Below are 19222 nucleotides of genomic sequence, written 5' to 3' on the forward strand. Positions count from 1 at the left end.
CGCCGGCTTCCAGGCTCCCCATCAGGGAGCGTCGACCCCGCACGTCCATCATGCAAGGAGAGAACCCATGACTTTGTACAGGAAACCTCTGTCCCTCGCCTTCGGCGCGGTCCTATCGGCCATTGCCTTTGCCTCCATCGCCCAGGCCGCGGAATTCGATCTCACCCCGGAGCAGCCGGGCCGCATTCACACCGAAAAGAGCGACAAGGCGGCGGCGGCGATCTCGCCGAGTTTCAAGTTCGCCAAGGAGGGATATCTGACCGTCGCCACCCACCCGTGGGATCCGCCGGTCGGCACCTACGCGACCGATGCCAAGACGCCGGTCGGCACCGATCCCGATATCACCGTGCTGATCGCCGAGACGCTAGGGCTGAAGCTCGACCTCGTTCCGGTCGCCTGGGCCGACTGGCCGCTCGGTCTTGCCTCCGGAAAATATGACGCTGTCATCAGCAATGTGACGGTGACGGAAGAGCGCAAGGAGAAGTTCGACTTCTCGACCTACCGGCAGGACGTGCTCGGCTTCTACGTGAAGGCCGACAGCAAGATCACCTCGATCAAGGAGCCGAAGGATGTCGCCGGCTTGAGGGTGATCACCGGCGCCGGCACCAATCAGGAAAAGGTGCTGCTCGAGTGGGATCGCCAGAATGTCGCGGCCGGGCTGAAGCCGGTCGAGGTCCAGTACTATGACGATTCCGCCGCGAGCCAGCTCGCCATCCAGTCGGGCCGCGCCGATGCGGAGTTCAATCCGAACGCCACGCTCGCCTATTCCGCAGCCGTCAGCGGCAAGACCAAGCTGGTCGGCATCGTCAGCGGCGGCTGGCCGCTGACCGCCGAGATCGCGGTGGCGACGCGCAAGGGCAGCGGTCTCGCCGACGCCATCACGCTGGCCCTCAACGAGCTGATCGCCAGCGGCAAATATGGCGAGGTGCTGAAGCGGTGGAGCCTGACCGCCGAGGCCATCGACCAGTCGCACACCAACCCGCCCGGCCTGCCGAAGCCCAACAGCTGAGCCGGAACACATTTGAGGCGGACGCCATCGGCGTCCGCCTTCTCGATCGTTCGGCTGAGCCGAGGACGTATCCACACAACACCGCCAAGACTGGAAGTCCAATGTTCCTAAGAAGCAAAGCGATCCCTGCCGTCATCGGCATTTGCGCGTTTCTGGCATCCTCTCTCCTGACGCTCGCGTCGGAGCCATTCGACCTCAGCCCGGAACAATCGGCACGGCCTCGCGCGGAAAAGGATCCGGCTCTGATTGCGTCGATCCCGGCGCGCTTCAAATTCGTCGAGGACGGCGTCTTGACGGTTGGCATCGCCCCCGGCGGCACGCCGCCGGTTGCCACCTATGCCACCGATGCGGCGACCGTCATCGGCGCCGATCCTGACATCGCCCAGCTGATTGCCGACAAGCTCGGCCGAAAACTCAATCTCGTCGCTGTCGCCTGGGAAGACTGGCCGCTCGGGCTGGCGTCCGGAAAATACGATGCCGTCATCAGCAATGTCGGCGTCACCGAAGAGCGCAAGCTGAAGTTCGATTTCTCGAGCTACCGGCAGGGCCTGCACGGCTTCTATGTCAGGAATGACAGCCCGATCACGGCGATCAAGGAACCGAAAGACATTGCCGGGCTGCGCGTCATCACCGATGCCGGCACGATCCAGGAAAAGATCATCTTGGAGTGGAGCAGGCGGGATGTCGAAGCCGGGCTGAAGCCGGTCGAGATCATCTATCTCGATGATACCGCTGCCGCCAGCCTGGCGATCCGCTCCGGCCGCGCCGACACGATCTTCTCGATGAATTCGGCTCAGGCCTATCAGGCAGCGCTGACCGGCGAAACCCGGTCGGTCGGAACCGTCAATGCCGGCTGGCCGCTGACGACCGATGTCGGCGTCACCACCAAGAAAGACAGCGGCATCGCCGAAATCATCACCGCAGCGCTCAACGAGACCATCAAGGACGGAACCTATGGCAAGGCGCTCGCTCGATGGAGCCTGACCGCCGAGCAGATCGCGCAGTCGCGGACCAATCCGCCCGGGCTGAAGAAGTACTAAGGGAGGCATGATCCCGAAAAGTGGGACCCGGTTTTCGGAAAAGATCATGCCCAACAAGGAACCGCAGCCTTGACGTCAATCGCACGCAACATCCGCAAGGTCGCCTTCCTCACGCCGGGCAACTATCCGGACAGCGATCCGCATTCAGGTCTTGAAAAGACGCTGCTTCTTTTCGAGCTCGGCGAGCGGCTCGGCTATGACGGCGCCTGGGTGCGGCAGCGCCATCTTGAGCCCGGCATTTCGTCGGCGGCCGCCTTTCTGGGCGCCGCCACACAGCGCACAAGCCGCATCGAGCTCGGCACGGCGGTGATCCCAATCGGCTATGAAAGCCCCTACCGCCTGGCTGAGGACCTGTCGACGGTGGACGTGCTGTCGCGCGGCCGGCTGAATGTCGGTCTGAGCGCCGGCTTCCCGCCGCATGCCGATGTTCTCGGACCGCTTGTCTTCGACGGCGATTGGCGCAATTTCGATTTCTCGCATGAGCGCGTGCTGCGCTTCGTCAACAATTTGCGCGGCGATCCGATCGGCGAGCCTGGCGCGATCATCGAATTTCCCGGCGGCCGCGTGCGCCCTCGCCTGCAGCCGCACGCGCCCGGCCTTGTCGACCGGATCTGGTATGGCGGCGGCTCGCTACGATCGGTGGAGTGGACGGGCCGCAACGGCCTCAATTTGCTGATCGGCAATGTCACCTCCGGCGAGGGTACGGACAATTTCTTCGAAGCCCAGTTGCACCAGCTGGAGACCTTCTTTGCTCAGCAAAGCGACAGGCAAGGCCGCGTGGCCCTGGGCCGGGTGATCGTGCCCTTCGACAGCGCCGACGCACGCACGCGCAAACGTTATGCCGACTATGCGGCCGGACGCAACGAGCGCACCTTGAAGGCGCATGGCGAACGCCGCACGCTGTTTGCCCGCGACATTGTCGGCACGTCCGAACAGATATTGGAGCAACTTGCCAACGATCCGGTCCTGGCCAAAGTGGACGAATTGCGGCTCGAACTGCCCTACGATTTCGCGCTGCATGAATATGAACAGATCATCCACGATTTCATCGAGGCCATCGCGCCGGCGCTCGGCTGGCGATCGGGTTTGGGCCTGACCGCTTCGGCCGCAGAGTAGAGCCGCGCTGACTACCCCGCCGCGAAGTCGAACCGGCAATGGTCGTGCTGGCCATCGCAGGCGCAGCAAACGGTCCGTGCCGTCGAGCACGAACGGGCCAAAGGAGTTGTGTGCATCTTCCATGGACACAATGATAGCCTGTCTTCGCAAGCTGGCAGTACCTGCTCGCCCAACCCGCATCGGTCGCCGTTCAACTTTGGATACGCGCTAGGCGGGCTTCTGCCGCAACGGCTCCGTGCCTCTCGGCCGGCGGTACTTGTTCACCATCTGGACCATGGCAGCATCGACAGTCCGGCGTCCCAGCGCCCGGCCATCAGCCGCCGGCTGCACGACGTCTATTTCGTGGCACTCGGCTTCACCTAGCGGCGGAAGTTCACCAGGGTACGCCCTTCATCGTCGCTGAAGCGCACGCGCGAAGTTGCGGTCCATGGCAATGCCCTCCCTTGATCGCGAGTTCATGAGATTAGCCCTCGCTAAATAACTGGATATATCTGGGACTTAGGGCCCACGCATTGGTCGCAAATCAACTGCGACTTATGGTTAAGTCAGAAATTTATGATTGTTCACAGATATTTAGCTGTAAAACGAACTGTGCCCAAAGCATCCAAAGGTTAACCATTCGTTAAACGATAGTTGACTCGTCCCCGTTTCGAGGAAGACGATCAGCATCGGGACTGGGGGATGAGCACCTACAGGGGCACCTTTGTCCGGGTAATGGGTAAACAGGGGTTAGACAAATGACGAAACTTCTCAAGCAGTTCCGCGACGACGAAAACGGCGCCGCCATGGTCGAATATTCGATCCTCATCGGCATTATCGCGGTCGCATCTATCGGGTTCATCATCGGCATTGGTGGTTGGGTCACTGGCCGCTTCACCGGCCTTTGCACCGCCATGGACAACTCGGGCATCGGCACTTGCGCTTCCGGTTCGGGCAGCTAATCTGACTTATCGCGCGCCTAACCAGCGCGCCTGCGATAGATGGCATGGGGTGACTTGGAGGTTGCCCCTGCGCCAGGCTATCGACCTAGAGGGAGCCGGTGTTTCATAGCGCCGGCTCTTTTTCGTTGTCTGAGTTTGAAAGTCTCGCCAGACGCCCTAAACAAACGCCAGCGCGGGCGGCAGCCCGAACCTAGCCCCGAGGCTTCTCACGTGGCTGCGCCGGCCTCGTCCATTCCACGGGATGAGCGCGGCCTTCTTGCCGGCGATGGTCTCGATCGACTTCAACGGAGGCTCACGGACGTCTCGAAGCGCGCGGCAGTGCTCGCTTTGCCGTGCAGTCCCATCGGCAAATCGACAACGCATTCCTGCACACGTTTCGCCGTAAATTTGCTATGCATATGCAAGGGAGAGGGGGAAAACAGATGAAACACGATCCTGGCTTGCTGTCCGGCGCCGCGCGGACGCTCCTGTTTCCGAAGACCTGATGCAAAAGCAAAGCAAGATCACATGTCTTCTTCAGATGTGACCGGCTCATCCAGCCCCGCGGGCTGGGGCTTGGCTGCAAAGCTTTTTACAACCCTTGTCCTTCTTGGTGCGATCGCGGTCATGGTCACAGGGGCGCTCGGTTACTTCCGCGCCCGCGACGCTCTCGAAAAAGCAGTCTTCGACCAACTCACGGCCGCCCGTCAGACCAAGACGCGCCAGGTCGAAACCTACTTCCGCACGATCGAGGCGGAACTGCGCCTGCTTGCCACTTCGAAGATGGTGGTCGATGCGACACGGGAGTTCCGAACCGCGGTCGACCAGCTCGACCGGGCAGGCGCGCCGCCTGACCTGCGGCAGAAGGTCGGCGATTGGTACGCTGAGAACTTCATCCCCGGAATAACGCGCACCCTGGGCAGGGAACCGGCCCTGTCGGACTACCTGCCGGTCGACGGCGCCCCCTACTATCTGCAGTATCACTACATTGTGGACAATCCCAACCCAGCGGAGCGGCGCAACCTTCTCGACGACGCCGGCGACGGAAGCGAATACTCTAGGCTGCATGCCATCTATCATCCATTGATGCGCGCCGCGGCTACCACGTTCGGCTTTTTCGATTTCATGATTGCCGATCCCAAATCAGGTCGCCTGATCTATACGGTCGAGAAGGAGGTGGATTTCACCACGTCTCTTCAGTTGGGTCCGTACCGCAGCACCAACGTCGCGGCCGCCGTCGCCCGCTGCGCGCAGATCGCAGACCCGTCAGCCATCTGCCTCGTAGATTTCGCCTCTTATGCGCCATCAGGTGGCGCGCCGATCGCCTTCATGGCAGCACCGGTGATTGCCCAGGGCGTCGTCATCGGCGTGCTGGTCGCGCAATTGTCGAATGATGAGATCGACAACGTCGTCACCGGCAACCGCCGCTGGCGGCAGGAAGGGTTCGGCGACACGGGTGAGGCCTATCTCGTCGGACCCGATTATCTGGTGCGCTCTGGCCCGCGGGCGTTCTACGAGAACCGGGACAGCTTCTTCGCCGATCTCAAATCCGTGGGCACTTCGGACGAGGAGATCGCCGTCATTCAGCGTTACGGGACACCAGTGCTGCATCAGCGCGTCGATACCAAAGCCTCCCGTGCCGCGCTCGCCGGTGTCGAGGGCACGGGCGAGATCATCGGATACCGTGGTGTCCCGACGCTCGCTTCATGGGGACCGCTCGCGATTTCCGATCTCAAGTGGGCTGTCGTCGCCAAGATCGACAGCGCCGAGGCCTTCGCACCGATCGCCGAGCTCCGCCGGGATCTGTTGCTGGTCGGAGGACTGGCGATGCTCGTGGTCACCGCCACCGCCGCCTGGCTTTCGCGCGCGCTGCTCGGACCGCTCCGCGATCTCACGGCCGGGGTGAAACGCTTCTCTGCTGGCGACTATGCGACCAGCGTGCCGGTCCGCACGCGCGACGAGATTGGCGAACTCTGCTCGGCCTTCAACGGCATGGTTGAGGATCTGCGCCAGAAGAATGCCGTGATCGAGACCAAGAACCGCGAGAACGAGCAGCTGCTGCTCAACGTCCTGCCGGCACCGATCGCCAATCGGCTGCGCGCCGGCGAGGAGAGGATCGCCGACGGCTTTGCCGAGGTCACCGTCGCCTTCGCAGATCTGGTCGGGTTCACGGCACTGACATCGGAAATGCCGCCGCACGATGTCGTGATGCTGCTCAACGGACTCTTCACGCGCTTCGACGTTGCCGCCAATGATCTCGGCATCGAGAAGATCAAGACGGTGGGCGACTCCTATATGGCGGTATGCGGCCTACCCGTGCCGGTGGCCAACCACGCCGAGCGCATGGTCCGCATGGCCATCCGCATGGTCCACATTACCCGCGAGCACGCGATGGAACACAACGTCTCGATGAAGCTCAGGGTTGGCGTCAACAGCGGGCCAGTGGTCGCCGGCGTCATTGGCAAGAGCAAGTACATCTATGATTTATGGGGTGACACAGTGAACCTGGCGAGCCGCATGGAGTCGGGTGGAGTTCCCGACTCTGTTCAGGTGACGCGCGCCGTCTACGAACAGCTCAAGGACCAATTCATCTTCGAACCGCGCGGCGTTATCGAAGTCAAAGGCAAGGGAAAAGTGGAAGCCTGGGTGTTGAGATTTTAGTCGCAGGGGCAGCTCCGATGCCGGTCTGCCCTCTACCTGTTCGGCGTCAATGGCTTTCGCCGCAGGCGCGACTGGGCGTCCTGAGGGGTGCGGACCCGAATGTCCGCTTCGCGCCTCATAGCGGCTGTAGAACCCCGTCCTGCTAACTACTAAAAGCAGACTTTGACGGCGACCACGCTGGAGGTCGCGGTTGCGCACTGTGCATCACGACGATGTAAGAGATGGCCCGACCTAACCCCGCGGTCGAGCGGTCGAGCCGCGGACCAAGAGTTCGACCGGTATGATCACCTGGCTCGGGGCGCCGTTTGCAAACACCGTCGTGGCGGCAAGTCTCCCCTTCCCGACAATGTCTTGGGCCACTGTCGTGAGCGGAGGCGTGGTGCGCGAAGACTCTGCGGTGCCATCGAAGCCGACGACCGACATGTGCTCGGGTATCTTGATATTGCGCCGACGCGCTTCGTCCAGGACGGTGATTGCCTGCCAGTCCGACATAGTCAAGATCGCCGTTGCTTGCGGAACCCGGTCGAATACGACCGCTCCTGCCGAAGGCTCCCCTGGAGTCGTCTCGATGATCGGGACATTGTCGATTGACAGACCGAGCTCAGCCAAACCCTGGGCGAAGCCGAAGAGTCTCTCGTGATCGAGTTGAAAACCGGCAGAGATTGCGCGCGGGGCATTGCCCGGCAAATGGACGATGGGGGGCCCCGATGTGCGCCGAATGGACAGGATTGCAAAACGCTGATGTCCAAGAGCAGCGAGGTGCCTGATGGCCGCCAGAGCCCCGCTTCTGCCGTCTATCCGGATCGAATTGACGTCCGGACCGGCATCGCTTTCGAGGATGACGAAGGGCAGCCGCCGGCGCCGCAAAGAAGCGATCAACTCGATGTCTGCGCTATGGCCCAGGATGAAGCCGTCAACCAGGGCCTCGCGAATGGTGGAGGTGCGCGTTTCGTCCGTACCGTTGACCAAACTCAGTGTCGCTCCAGCCTCGTCACAAGCAAGCGAAACGCCAAGCACCAGCTCCCGCAGATATGGGCTCCTGATCATGTCGGCAATGGCGTAAGCACCCGGGGGGATCAGGCCGATGGCGTTGAACTTGCCGTCGCGCAGCACGCGTCCTCTCGGGTCGGGGCCATCGTAACCAAGCTGCCGCGCCGCGGCCTCGACGCGCTTGCGCAGATCGGACCGCACCAGGTCCGGATGGTTGAATACGTTGGAGACAGTACCGCGGGAGACCCCCGCGACCCTGCCGACATCGGCGAGCGTAGGCATTTTGGAAGCATTCATTTCCCTCAGTTAGACAATTTTTTGGAGCGCTCCAAGTTTTTTCTTGACGCCAAGCCTCAATTGTTGGAAATTGAACTTGGAGCGCTCCAAAGATTGAAGAATTGCAGGGTTTCGGCATCTATGCCGAACATCGGCCAAGCGTGCCTGATTTCGCAAAATCATCAAGGAGGATTAGGATGGCTACGACCAGTGGTGCTCCGACTTCGCTCGTCGGGAAGACTTTTGATTGCTCGTTCGGACAGTTCGTACCGAGGTTGACGGTCCTGTCGCCTACCGAATTGCGGGTGCAGGCGACGATCGGCGCTACCGAGATCGACGAGGTGGTTCAGACCAATCTGACCGGCGTTCGACCCGGACTTTTCATCATGAGTTGGACCGAGCAAGGCGGCAACTTCGTCGTGCAGGTTCAAGATCACGAGAATCAGATCGTTCATAACTATGCGCGACTGGCGGACGGGCAGCAGTTCTGCGCGCAAGGCACAATTCAACCGGTGGCGACGGCGTGAGGGCCGCCTGTGTAACTGAGAGGAGATTACGCCATGATCACCAACATGATCGACCAGACCGACCCTCGGCAGTGGGACCCTAACCTTGACGCCGTGATCGCGGCGCCCGCAAACCACAAGGTATTGTTTGAGAATGACCGGCTACGTGTGCTTGAGGTGATCCTCCAGCCCGACGAGGAAGAGCCGACACATCACCACCGCTGGCCTTCAGTATTCGTGTTCGATCAGGTGGAAGGCCCTATTCACGACTTCGCGCCGGATGGGACCATGATGCCGCCCAATCGAGATGTCATCCAGGCGGTCCAGGCCTGGGACGGCCAAGGCTGTCTCGTGGTGCATATGGCGCCCCAACCGGCGGGTCGCGTACTCAACGCTTCGAGCAAGACCCTGCATGGTATCCGTGTCGAGATGAAGTCATAAAGCAGACGTGATCCTGGCTGCTGTTGGCGGTCAATGGCTTCGTCGCGGGCGCAACTGGGCGCCCTGAGGGGAGCGGACCCGAATGTCTGCTTCGCGCCTCAACGCGGTCATAGAGTTCATTTTTGCGGTAGCCCGAAGCGGACATAGCCGACGACCGTCCTGGAGGCCACGGTTGCGCCAGTTGCCGACGTGCGGCGCCTGGCGCGCGACCTGGATATCCGGATCGCATCGTCTGCGAGCTGGTTTCCCATCCATCGCAGCTACCGGAGGTGCTGGAGGCCGCGATCCGCACCGCGATCGGGCGGCGCGGTGTGGCGGTGGTCGTCATCCCTGGCGACGTTGCGATTCAGGATTACGAGGCGCCTTTCTCGGCGCCCGCCGCTCTCGCAATCCGACAGCCGGTCGTCGTTCCTGCGGCCGATCAACTCGATGCGCTCGCCGACCTGCTCAACCGAGCACCGCCCGGAGCCCTGAGTCGTTCTGGCGGAGACGTTCCTCGATCCATTGCGCCGTGCGGTCGTAGGCGTCCGAAAACAACTCGGAATGCCGACTCCAATCCATGAAGGTGCTCGAAACCTGCGGACTGACCAGGACATCCTCGTCGCCGACGGCAATGTCCTGCGGCCCGTGTGCCAGGATGCTCGCGGCAATAACCTGAAGCATGCTCGGAACCTGCGGCAGGCGGGCACGGCCGAAAGGGTTCAGCAGGGAGATCGCCAGTTCCGATCTTCCGGGGATGCGGTCATAGTCGATGTGGTATTTTTGCGGTGCACTGGACCCAAAGCTCACGATGACATTGGGGCCGGTCTTGAGTTCCCTCATCTGCTCCAGCGGCAAATTGTTCATGATGGCGCCGTCCACCAGCATATCGCCGTCAGCCGTAAAGAACGGAGGCAGGACACCCGGGAGCGAGCCGGATGCCCGAACGGCTTGCCAGAGTTTTCCGCGACGGTGGACATGGGGCTGACGGCTGCTCAGATTGCTCGAAAGCGCAAAGAACGGAAGCCAAAGATCTTCGATCAGAACGTCGCCGTATTCCTCCCGAAGGGCTCGATCGAAGGCCTTGTGATCCAGAAGCGCGAAACGCGGCCAGGTGGGGCGCCGAAACGCCCGACTCTTGACAAATACGTTGTGCGTGCCGCGGTCGATCTGCTCCGCGTCCAACCCTCTTGCGAAGCCGGCCATCATCGCCGCTCCGGAACTCGTCCCGCCGAGATAGTCGAAGAGCGCGCCCGCCTCGACGAAGGCCTTGTAAACGCCCAGATGGGCGCTGCCCAGGGACCCACCCCCCGCCGCCACGAAGCCACGTGCCTTGCAGGAGATAAATCGGACCAGGCGCTGGATGTCAGACGCGTCCTCCAGCGCAACATGATGGTGCTGGCCGACATGGGGGCGCTCATCGAGCCACGCAGAGGTGCCGGAGACCGCAGCCGAGCGATTGTCGTGAATTAGGACAAGCCGACCGGTCGATGGTGGATGGACCGATAGCGCCAATTCCTCGGACGTGTTCAAGCGAGGCGAGGAGGACGCGTTCGCCAGCAGCAGGACGGTATCGGCCTGGCGAATGCAGACTCGTGTCCATTCATTAGGTTCTTCATCCGCGACGTAGACAACGAATTCTGCTTGCGCCTCCAGTTCGTTCAACCAGTTAAGGACCGGCTGGTCGTCGATCGGACGACCAGCGAACTTCGCGTGGACGTCAAGCCGGGAAACGAACTGAGCGCGCGTGACCGCGCCGAACTCTTGTTGTAGGTGCCCGATGAAAACCGGTGAGATGCGACTTCCGCCAGCTGCAATGATGGCAAGCGTTCGGATTTTGGCAGGTTGGGGACGTGACAAAATCGGAGTTTGCGTGGCGAACCGGCGCGCCAGAGATATTGTGACCGCCTCTCTCAGGTTCGGCAGAGCCTCGGCCGCCTTCTCGAAATGATTACGACTGATTTCAAGGACGATCGAATCGCGCGCTGCAAGGACAGTGGCCGTACGGGGCAGCCCTGCAAAGAAACCAATTTCGCCGACTAGTTCGCCCTGTGCGATCTCGGCGACCGAGCCAAGCCGATCTCCTTTGTGTACCGTAAAGCGACCGGACAGCACGACGAAGAACCTGTCCGACGGCTCGCCTTCGCGAACCAGGACCTCACCGCGCCTTAGGACCCGACGGTCGGATTCGGCAGCCAAAGCCTCGAGCGCCAGCAACGACGCACGATCGAACATCAATGTCGCCGACAACAATCTTGCGGCGAGAGAATCGGCGGAGGACATTTTGAGCCATCCGGGGAACGCATTCGCTCCGGTAGTTGTATACCGTACCGCTCGTTTACATACTATGTGACCTTCAATCGGGGGCTATAGCAAATGAAAGAAGAGACCGGCGTTCAGAAGTTGGTGCGCACGCTGCGTGCCCGAGCACCTGATGACGCAGCTGAATTGCTCGCCAGAGAGTCTCCCGAGTTCATCCGCGACACACTGAAGCTGTTACCCGACGGGCACGCCCGTAAGGTGGCCGAGCATTTGCCACTGCACATGCGGCCCATCGGGCCTCATGACGGTGGCGAGGATATCGCGATTCCCGAGTCGCTCATCGAGCTGATGGACCCGATTTCCGCCAGCGTTCCTGTCGGGACGACAGTTGCTGCCGCGGTTGAAGCTGTCAGACGCGCCCAGGTGCCGACCGAGCTCACTTATCTCTACGTCACGGACGAGGGCGATAAACTGGTTGGCCTGGTGGTCCTGCGCGATCTGATGCTGAGCGAACCGGACGCCATTGTCGATCATATCATGCTGCCCAAGCCGTTCGCTCTCAATGTCGATCTCCCTTTGAGCAACGCATGCGAGGCAGCGGTACGGCGTCACTACCCTGTCTACCCGGTGGTAGACGCGGAGAACCGGCTGCTCGGGCAGGTTCGCGGTTGGCGCTTGTTCGAGCAGCAAATCATCGAAATTTCCGCCCAGCCTGGCCAGATGGTAGGTGTCCAGAAGGAGGAGCGCTCTTTTACGCCGCTGTTTTCAGCCTTCTTGAAGCGTCATCCGTGGCTGCAGGTGAACCTCCTGACGGCCTTCATGGCCGCATTCGTGGTCAGTTCGTTCACGGGCACGATAGAGAAGATCGTCGCCCTGGCGGCGTTCCTTCCAGTCTTGGCCGGGCAGAGCGGAAACACCGGCTGCCAGGCACTGGCTATGACGCTGCGTGGCCTTGCCCTGGGGGATGTGGACAAACGACCGAAGCTGCACTTGGTCATGAGAGAGGGAGCGCTCGGGATCGCTAACGGCTTGCTCGTCGGCCTTGTTGCGGCTGCGGCGATGTGGTTCTACGCCTCGAGGCAACCGGAGTCGGCGGCCCAAGCGCCCATGCTGGCACTTGTGATCCTGCTTGCCATGTCCGGAGCGTGCCTCTTGTCCGGAATCTCCGGCGTGCTGATCCCGTTGGGTCTGCGCCGGGTCGGCGCCGATCCGGCTGTCGCTTCGGCGATCTTCCTCACCACCTTGACTGATATCGTAGGCATGGGCCTGATGTTGTGGCTGGCCACCATGCTCGTCCTGTAGCAAGGCGCGTCCAGGGACGCGCCCCTGGGAATTTGGGGGCAATGAGCTGACCTCGTCGCGTTCAGCGAAGTTGTGGGAATCACCTCAGCTCTCCGACCCTTTGCGCAACGCGACGGAAGACCTTTGGATAGTCGTGGGTGGCCTTGAAGCCTCATTCGGTGACCGGATACGCGCAGAATCGCGCAAACAACATAGATCTTGTCCCACTTAGGGGTTTGAATTATTTGCCACTGGTGCCGGATACTCCAATTACGTTCAGCAACGATAAGAAGATGTTTTGGCAAACAGCGTAGCCGAAATAGGAATGAACCCGAAAATTTGTTGCGCAGCTGCAACAGCTGCTGAAGCTCGCGCGGTCTGGTGACGGTTCCGTCGCCTTTTTTCTTGTAGTCGCGCTAAATCCTCCGCACTAGTCGGGTTCGGGGGTGGGGTTCTCGGCATGCAATCTTGGGCTCGAACGATCTTCGGCTTCGCCGCAGCGCTGCTTTTCAGCGGCGTATTGCCGGCCGGCGCACAGGGTCTTTTTCCGGCCTATGACGATGCATTTTCGGCCCGCATCGCCAGTCCGGCCGACAATGGAACGCTCGCCCAGTTCGTCACGGTTGCGGTCAACGCGGGACAATACGATCAGGCGATCTCCTCAATCGAGCAGTATCTGATCAAATACCCTCGCGATGCGCGCGCCCGGCTTGCGGCCAGCCGGTTGTATTATCATGTCGGGTCCTATGAATTGGCCCGGCGGCAGGTGCAGTACGGCATCGAAGTCGGCGGTCTGACCGCAAGTGAGCAGCAGGAAGCTGTTCGCTTGCTGGCCCGCATCGAGCGCGCGTTGCGTGGCGTCACCTGGGAACTCGCCCTGACTGGAGGCGTATTCAGCGCATTCACCGATTTTGAGCCAGGCGGGGCGCAGGACGACGACAGCCTCGTCTCGCCCTACGGGCGGGCCGACGGCTTTGTTCGGTGGGACCTCGGCACGCCAAGTGCCGACGCCCTCGTTCTTTCGGGCTCGTTGACGGCGACCAAGGGTTTTTTCACGGACGACCTGTCGGTTCCGGGCAGCGAGAAGACTTTTATCAACGGCAACGCAGCGGTTACCTGGGACAAGGGGCTGCCCAACAGTGGCATCGATTCGCTCCGCCTGCTGCTTTCCGCGTTTGCCGTTACAGATCGTTTCGACAGCGATATCCACGAAAGCGGCGTCGGCCTCAGTGGACGTTTCCTCGTTCGCCCGACGGTCGAGACGACCCTCTTCGCCGGTGGCGGCTACATCGATCTAAGCGCCTCGCAAGGCATTTTTGCCGATAGCAGGGTCTTCTATGAGACAGGCGGCAGCTACCGCTTCCGCAATGGCCAGGCACTCGGGCTGCGCTTTGTCGGCTCGAATGACTTCGCTTCAGGATCTGGCGAAATCGGCAGCAGCTACATGGGCGAGGTCCGCTATGGCGGCCTGTTGATGACCGTACCGGATCTTTTCGCATGGTCGCACCAGATCGCCTTCTCGGCCGGCCACAGCGACACTCCTGATCTGTCTGTCGGCATCGGTACAAATATCAAGAGCGACTTCTGGCGCATTGCCTCGGAAAGCGATTTTCAGCTGACGGAAGCCCAGAAGATCAGCGTTGATCTCGCCTATCGAGAAACCAACTTCGCCGTCGCTGACAGCGACCGAAAATCGTTCGAAATGCTCATGAGCTATACGTTGACGCTCAATTGAAAGGGCCGCGATGAGGTACCGTCTGATCGCCACTCTTGTCGCCTGCCTTGCCTTCGCTGCACCCTCCGCCGCTGAGACGGTCGGATCGATGACAGCCTATCAGACCAACATCGTCCGCAACAACGGTAGGACAATGAACGTTGGTGCCGGCGTCGAACTCGGCGACCAGCTGCGCAGCGATCCCACCGGTCTTGGAATGCTGGTGTTCCGGGATGAATCGAGCGCCAAGATAGGTCCGAACACCAGCCTGACGATCGATGAATTCGTCTATAATCCGGGCTCCGGATCGGGAAAGATCGACATCGGCATGAACAGCGGCCTGGCCCGTTTTTATGGCGGCCAGGTTTCGAAACGGGGCGTCATGCAGGTTGCGACGCCGCACATGGTGCTCGGGGCAAGGGGCGGTATCATCGAAGTGCTGGTGGCAGCCGGCCAGACCGTCGGCATACTGCGCGCCGGCCGTATGACCTGCACGATCAATGGCAAACGGCTGGTTATCACAAACCCGGGCTACGCCTGCACATCGGAAGATGGCAAGCTGCTGGCCGGCTACGGTGGAATCGACACCTTCCCGATATTGGACAGTATCGACCGGATAGCCGGCACCGGCCTGCCAGGCGCACCGGGTCCTGGATTGGACGTACGCGCAATTTGTGCGTCGGCACTCGGCGGCTCGCTCAAAGTCTGCGACTCCACGGACGGCGCATTGCCAGGAGTGGTCACAGAATTCCCTGACAGCCCAACGCCACCTGTGGGCAGCGGGGGGCGGAGGGACGATGGCGAGGGCGATGGCTGCTCCCGCTTCTGCAATTGAGCGCGGGCGCCCGGTATGAGCCCCTTTGCCGATTGGCGCTGGGCTGATAGGCGTTGGGCTGATTGGCGGTGGACCGTGAGGCGCAAGATATCCGGTCTCGTGCTCATTCTTTTGCTGCTCGCTTGCCATTTGGCTTTCGACGGGCCGCTGTCGCGCCTGCGCGAACGGACGTACGACTTCTACCAGTTTCTCGCCCCACGCGAGGCGACGAGCAATCCCGTCGTGATCGTCTCGATAGACGACGCCAGCCTCAACGCACATGGGCGATGGCCCTGGAACCGTGGCCTCTTGGCCGATCTGGTCGATGGCATCACCCAATCCGGCGCGTCGGTGGTCGGGCTTGCGCTGGTACTCCCCGAAGCCGACACCTCGCCTGAGGGCATCGCCGGAGACAAGCGCCTGGCCGCGGCGCTGGCCAAAAATCGGACGGCGCTTGCCGTCAGCCTGGGCAATGAAGCGACGGTTTCAGAAGCAGAGCCCAAAGCCGGCTGGTCGATCGTCGGGCAAGTCCCGGATGCGCTTCCCGGCTTCACCGGCCTGACCGGCTCACTTGCCGAATTCTCGAACGCGGCCGGGGGCCTCGGCGTGATTCGCACCTTGCCCGATCCCGACGGCGTACTGCGCCATGTGCCGCTGCTCTGGATTCGCAACACCACTCAAGGCGTGCAGCTGTGGCCGTCCTTCTCACTCGAACTCCTGCGCCTTTACGCCGGACAGGACGGTTACATAGCCCGGATGAATGCAGCCGGGTTCGATGCACTCAGGATGGCCGGCGCCATTGTGCCGCTCGATCCGGAGGGGGGCATCCGCCTCTGGGAAACCGCCACCGATACGCCCCGCCTGTCTGCCAGCACCATCCTTTCGGGCCATGGCGATCCGCGGCTGCAGAACGCTATCGCCATTGTCGAGCTGTCGGCTGTGGGACTGACGCAGTACCTGCCCACGCCGACACATCCAGCGCGACCGGGCGCGGACATCCACGCCGATGCGATCGCCCAGATGCTTGCCGGGCGCTACCTGGCAGAGCCAACGCACGCGCGAATGCTCGAGCGGCTCTGGTTTCTCCTCAGTGCCGTCGTTTTCATCGGGCTTTCCGGAGTGCTCGCCGGGCGTGTCGTGGTTGGCGCCCTCGCCCTCGCGCTGCTGGCCGTCACCCCGTTTGTGTTCGGCGCTCTCGAATACAGCCTGCAGGGCGCACTCTATGATCCGCTGCAGCCGGCGCTTGCAACGATCATGGTTGCGGGCTTCGAAGGCTATGTCCTGTACAGGCGCAGCGAGCAGCGGCGGTCCACCCTGACGCGACAGTTCTCCCAATATCTTTCGCCCTCCGTGGTGCAGCGCCTTGCAAGCTCGGACACCGAGGCAATCCTGTCCGGCGAGAAGCGCGAGATCACAATCCTGCTCAGCGACATACGCGGCTTCACGACGATGAGCGAACAGCTCGACACCCAGGAAATCGCCAAGGTGGTGAACCATTTCCTCGGCATTGCGACCGATGAGATCCTCAAGCGCGACGGCACCATCGACAAGTTCATGGGCGATGCGGTGCTGGCGTTCTGGAACGCACCGCTTGACCAACCCGACCATCGCGAGCGTGCGCTCGAGGCGGGCCTTGCCCTGATCGAGAGGGTGAAGCTCGAAGACGCCGCCTTCACCGCGGACGGCCATCGCTCCATCGAAATTGGCGTCGCCATCGAGACCGGCATCTGCTCGGTAGGCAATTTCGGCTCCGAACGGCGCTTCGACTACACCGCGATCGGCTCCCCGGTGAATCGCGCGGCACGGCTCGAATCGACGACCAAGAAGCTGGGCATCGCCCTGGTGCTTGGACCCGGCTTTGCGGCAGGAGCATCGATGCCGGTTGTCAAGGCGGGCGCCTTTGAGCTCCAGGGTTTCACGGGCGAGGTACCGGTTTTCACCGTTCCGGAGATGCAAGCTGCCAAGCCGCGAAGTAGCGAGCCAACGTTGTGAGCAATCTGGCGCCCTTGCCGGGATGGTTGGTTCGCCGCCATCCGTGCAAATGGCACCGCCTAATGTTGCACCCCGAACCCGAAGCACACGCTGCCCGGTCCGCTTCCGACAAACTGCCGCATTTTCCGCTTTGAGGCGAAATAATTCCCAACTATGATCCACCAGCTTAAGGCATGGGGGATTGCCGATGGTTTTGTCACGCAGGGGTGTCGTGATCGGTGGCTTGGCGCTGGTCGCGGCCAGTGCAACCGAAACTGTTGTTCAAGCCGCGGCGGTGGCAAAATCGTATTTCGCCGGTACTGCCAGCGACAACAATTTTGTCTATCGCAAGACCAACTTCGCCAAAATCGACAAGCGATGGCATCGCCAGATCGTCAAGTATTTCAGCAGCGAGCCGGTCGGCACCGTCGTGGTCGATACCCGCCACCATTTCCTCTACCTCATCATGGAAAACAAGACCGCCATCCGCTACGGCGTCGGAGTCGGCAAAGAGGGGTTCAAATGGTACGGCCGCGCGACGATCGACCGCCGCGCGCTCTGGCCGCAATGGGTCCCGCCCCCCGAAATGCTTAAGCGCAGGCCGGAGCTGCCGCCCATGATCGCAGGCGGCGCGCCCAACAATCCGCTCGGGCCGCGCGCGCTCTATCTTTACCGCGACGGCGCCGACATCGGCTACCGCCTGCACGGCACGCTGGAGCCATGGAGCATCGGCACCGACGCTTCCAGCGGCTGCATCCGCATGTTCCCGGAAGACATCATCGACCTCTACCAGCGTTGCCCGATCGGCACCGCGGTGGAGGTCCTGCCGCACATCGCCGACCAGGCGCCCCCTTCCACCACTGTCGAATGATTGGGCGCATCATGAACCGCATGACTGAAAACGCTTGCCGGCTGCTCGCGGCCAGCCTGCTGGTGCTGAGCGCATCCTGCTCGACCAGCGACACACTGACACCCAAGCCGCCCACGCCCGACGTCACCAACGCCGAGATTGCCGGCTTCCAGAACGTGCAGCCGGGCAGCGAGGAGGATTTTATCCTCAATGTCGGCCGCCGCACCTATTTCACGAAAGGTTCGGCCGCGCTCGATTCTGTCGCCAAGACCACCCTCGACACCCAGATCGCCTGGTTGTCAAAGTATCCGCGCTGGCTGCTCAAGCTGCAGGGTTTCGCCGACGATCCCGGCGCAAGCGAAACAGCGCTGTCGCAGCAGCGCGCCGATGCAGTGATGAACTACCTCGCCGCCGGCGGCATAGACCGCAACCGCATGTGGGCCAAGGGCTACGGCAAGGACAGGCTGGTCCGCGACTGCCCCGACAACGCCTGCAGGTCGCAGAACCGCCGCGTTGTGTCCAATCTGCGCGATGAGAGGGACGACTCGTAGGCCGCTGTTTTGCCTGTCACCAAATCAGGGCCTCACAGCGCGACGGAATTTGCCCGTCTCATTCTGCCTGTATCATCCACCGCCGGCGGCCTTGGCTTCCGGCATAACTTGCAGCAACGGTTGCGGTGATACTGCGATCTCTCCCGTGAAGGGCCGATCGTGGGCGAGAATTAGCAGAACGGATGCCGCCACGCCGGTCGCAAAACTTCCAAGAGCGATCGCCGATGCCAATCGGTTATCGCTATGAACGATCGCGATCGCGAGAAGAGCACAGAAGGCTTGCAGGATCAGGCAGGCCCACTTTGTGGGGTTGACCTGTGCCGAACTGACGAGAACCCGCTGGCGGCGCGCCTCGAAGGCGTCTTCAAGCCACCTCGTAATCTCGCGCTGCGCGATCTCCTGGCCGGGATTGCTTGGCGTCAAAGCCAGCGTCGTCCGCAGCGCCTCGTTAAGCGCCGGCGGGATTATGGTGAGGGTCGCCGCGCCCTCGGCCATCAGCGGCCATTCCTGGCTCGTCGTTTCCTCGATATAGCTGCGCACCAGCGTCTGTAGGCGCGCCTCGGGCTCCCCGGGAAAACTGCTCGCCAGAAGCACGACCGACCGCAATGCACTGGCCTCGCGATTGACTGCCGCATTGGCGCGATCGTTGTCGCTCCAGACCTGAGCCGCGGTGAACGCCACAAACAGGCCAAAGATGATACCGAGCGGCGGCAGCATGCCAGGCGAAAGCGCCTTGAATGACCGCGCCGTGGAGCCCGCAGACAGAGCGGCGAAGACCTGGTGCAAGATGAACGCGACGAGATAGGTGGCCCCGAACACGACGAGAGCCATCCAAACGAGT

16 protein-coding genes are annotated in these 19222 nt (G+C 61.8%); 13 read left to right on the top strand and 3 right to left on the bottom strand.

Annotated elements, in window-relative coordinates; all coding sequences use genetic code 11:
* Window positions 1–67: 67 nt before the first annotated feature.
* From AC1DYJ_RS13835 to AC1DYJ_RS13855, 5 genes are all read left to right on the top strand, one after another.
* The gene (locus tag AC1DYJ_RS13835) at window positions 68–1009 is read left to right on the top strand and encodes an ABC transporter substrate-binding protein (protein WP_477288419.1); all 942 of its coding nucleotides are present in this window, start codon (window positions 68–70) and stop codon (window positions 1007–1009) included.
* A 101-nt stretch (window positions 1010–1110) separates the two neighbouring features.
* A complete protein-coding gene (locus AC1DYJ_RS13840; RefSeq protein ID WP_477288417.1) occupies window positions 1111–2049 on the top strand; it encodes an ABC transporter substrate-binding protein in 939 nt (312 codons plus the stop codon).
* Between the two features lie 69 nt (window positions 2050–2118).
* Window positions 2119–3165, top strand: a complete 1047-nt coding sequence (locus AC1DYJ_RS13845; protein ID WP_477288415.1) for an LLM class flavin-dependent oxidoreductase — start codon at window positions 2119–2121, stop codon at window positions 3163–3165.
* 737 nt (window positions 3166–3902) lie between these two features.
* Window positions 3903–4106, top strand: a complete 204-nt coding sequence (locus AC1DYJ_RS13850) for a Flp family type IVb pilin (RefSeq protein WP_477288413.1) — start codon at window positions 3903–3905, stop codon at window positions 4104–4106.
* 507 nt (window positions 4107–4613) lie between these two features.
* Window positions 4614–6746, top strand: coding sequence for an adenylate/guanylate cyclase domain-containing protein (locus AC1DYJ_RS13855; RefSeq protein WP_477288411.1), 2133 nt, complete (start codon window positions 4614–4616; stop codon window positions 6744–6746).
* A gap of 231 nt (window positions 6747–6977) precedes the next feature.
* On the opposite strand, the gene AC1DYJ_RS13860 is transcribed toward AC1DYJ_RS13855, so the two are convergent.
* Window positions 6978–8018 (bottom strand): LacI family DNA-binding transcriptional regulator, encoded by a 1041-nt coding sequence (locus AC1DYJ_RS13860; RefSeq protein ID WP_477288409.1) that lies wholly within the window; start codon window positions 8016–8018, stop codon window positions 6978–6980.
* A gap of 191 nt (window positions 8019–8209) precedes the next feature.
* On the opposite strand from AC1DYJ_RS13860, the gene AC1DYJ_RS13865 reads away from it, so the two are divergent.
* A complete protein-coding gene (locus AC1DYJ_RS13865; RefSeq protein ID WP_477288407.1) occupies window positions 8210–8539 on the top strand; it encodes a MoaF-related domain-containing protein in 330 nt (109 codons plus the stop codon).
* 33 nt (window positions 8540–8572) lie between these two features.
* A complete protein-coding gene (locus tag AC1DYJ_RS13870; RefSeq protein WP_477288405.1) occupies window positions 8573–8959 on the top strand; it encodes a hypothetical protein in 387 nt (128 codons plus the stop codon).
* Window positions 8960–9406: 447 nt separating this feature from the next.
* Here AC1DYJ_RS13870 and AC1DYJ_RS13875 read toward each other — a convergent pair whose 3' ends face one another.
* A complete protein-coding gene (locus tag AC1DYJ_RS13875) occupies window positions 9407–11221 on the bottom strand; it encodes a patatin-like phospholipase family protein (protein WP_477288403.1) in 1815 nt (604 codons plus the stop codon).
* Window positions 11222–11314: 93 nt separating this feature from the next.
* Between AC1DYJ_RS13875 and AC1DYJ_RS13880 the strand changes: the two genes are divergently transcribed.
* The 6 genes from AC1DYJ_RS13880 to AC1DYJ_RS13905 all read left to right on the top strand — a co-directional run bounded on the left by AC1DYJ_RS13880 (window position 11315) and on the right by AC1DYJ_RS13905 (window position 18381).
* Window positions 11315–12502, top strand: coding sequence for a magnesium transporter (locus AC1DYJ_RS13880; RefSeq protein ID WP_477288401.1), 1188 nt, complete (start codon window positions 11315–11317; stop codon window positions 12500–12502).
* Window positions 12503–12941: 439 nt separating this feature from the next.
* Complete coding sequence (locus tag AC1DYJ_RS13885; RefSeq protein WP_477288399.1) at window positions 12942–14216, top strand: tetratricopeptide repeat protein; 1275 nt, start codon at window positions 12942–12944, stop codon at window positions 14214–14216.
* A gap of 88 nt (window positions 14217–14304) precedes the next feature.
* Window positions 14305–15030 (top strand): FecR domain-containing protein, encoded by a 726-nt coding sequence (locus AC1DYJ_RS13890; protein WP_477288397.1) that lies wholly within the window; start codon window positions 14305–14307, stop codon window positions 15028–15030.
* Between the two features lie 75 nt (window positions 15031–15105).
* Window positions 15106–17001, top strand: coding sequence for a CHASE2 domain-containing protein (locus AC1DYJ_RS13895; RefSeq protein WP_477288395.1), 1896 nt, complete (start codon window positions 15106–15108; stop codon window positions 16999–17001).
* 187 nt (window positions 17002–17188) lie between these two features.
* Window positions 17189–17851: a L,D-transpeptidase gene (locus AC1DYJ_RS13900; protein WP_477288513.1), complete on the top strand. Its 663-nt coding sequence runs from the start codon at window positions 17189–17191 to the stop codon at window positions 17849–17851.
* An 11-nt stretch (window positions 17852–17862) separates the two neighbouring features.
* On the top strand, window positions 17863–18381 hold the full coding sequence (locus AC1DYJ_RS13905) for an OmpA family protein (RefSeq protein ID WP_477288393.1): 519 nt from the start codon (window positions 17863–17865) through the stop codon (window positions 18379–18381).
* Between the two features lie 72 nt (window positions 18382–18453).
* Here AC1DYJ_RS13905 and AC1DYJ_RS13910 read toward each other — a convergent pair whose 3' ends face one another.
* A complete protein-coding gene (locus AC1DYJ_RS13910) occupies window positions 18454–19200 on the bottom strand; it encodes a bestrophin-like domain (RefSeq protein ID WP_477288391.1) in 747 nt (248 codons plus the stop codon).
* Window positions 19201–19222 lie beyond the last annotated feature (22 nt).

It is taken from the genome of Mesorhizobium sp. P2_B11, from assembly GCF_056404855.1.

Excerpts from the sequence above, each read along its gene's own strand:
- AC1DYJ_RS13865 (WP_477288407.1), top strand. The coding sequence starts at position 8,210 with ATGGCTACGACCAGTGGTGCTCCGACTTCGCTCGTCGGGAAGACTTTT.
- AC1DYJ_RS13860 (WP_477288409.1), bottom strand. The coding sequence starts at position 8,018 with ATGCCTACGCTCGCCGATGTCGGCAGGGTCGCGGGGGTCTCCCGCGGT.
- AC1DYJ_RS13905 (WP_477288393.1), top strand. The coding sequence starts at position 17,863 with ATGAACCGCATGACTGAAAACGCTTGCCGGCTGCTCGCGGCCAGCCTG.
- AC1DYJ_RS13900 (WP_477288513.1), top strand. The coding sequence starts at position 17,189 with ATGGTTTTGTCACGCAGGGGTGTCGTGATCGGTGGCTTGGCGCTGGTC.
- AC1DYJ_RS13850 (WP_477288413.1), top strand. The coding sequence starts at position 3,903 with ATGACGAAACTTCTCAAGCAGTTCCGCGACGACGAAAACGGCGCCGCC.
- AC1DYJ_RS13885 (WP_477288399.1), top strand. The coding sequence starts at position 12,942 with ATGCAATCTTGGGCTCGAACGATCTTCGGCTTCGCCGCAGCGCTGCTT.
- AC1DYJ_RS13840 (WP_477288417.1), top strand. The coding sequence starts at position 1,111 with ATGTTCCTAAGAAGCAAAGCGATCCCTGCCGTCATCGGCATTTGCGCG.
- AC1DYJ_RS13880 (WP_477288401.1), top strand. The coding sequence starts at position 11,315 with ATGAAAGAAGAGACCGGCGTTCAGAAGTTGGTGCGCACGCTGCGTGCC.
- AC1DYJ_RS13870 (WP_477288405.1), top strand. The coding sequence starts at position 8,573 with ATGATCACCAACATGATCGACCAGACCGACCCTCGGCAGTGGGACCCT.
- AC1DYJ_RS13890 (WP_477288397.1), top strand. The coding sequence starts at position 14,305 with ATGACAGCCTATCAGACCAACATCGTCCGCAACAACGGTAGGACAATG.
- AC1DYJ_RS13855 (WP_477288411.1), top strand. The coding sequence starts at position 4,614 with ATGTCTTCTTCAGATGTGACCGGCTCATCCAGCCCCGCGGGCTGGGGC.
- AC1DYJ_RS13875 (WP_477288403.1), bottom strand. The coding sequence starts at position 11,221 with ATGTCCTCCGCCGATTCTCTCGCCGCAAGATTGTTGTCGGCGACATTG.
- AC1DYJ_RS13835 (WP_477288419.1), top strand. The coding sequence starts at position 68 with ATGACTTTGTACAGGAAACCTCTGTCCCTCGCCTTCGGCGCGGTCCTA.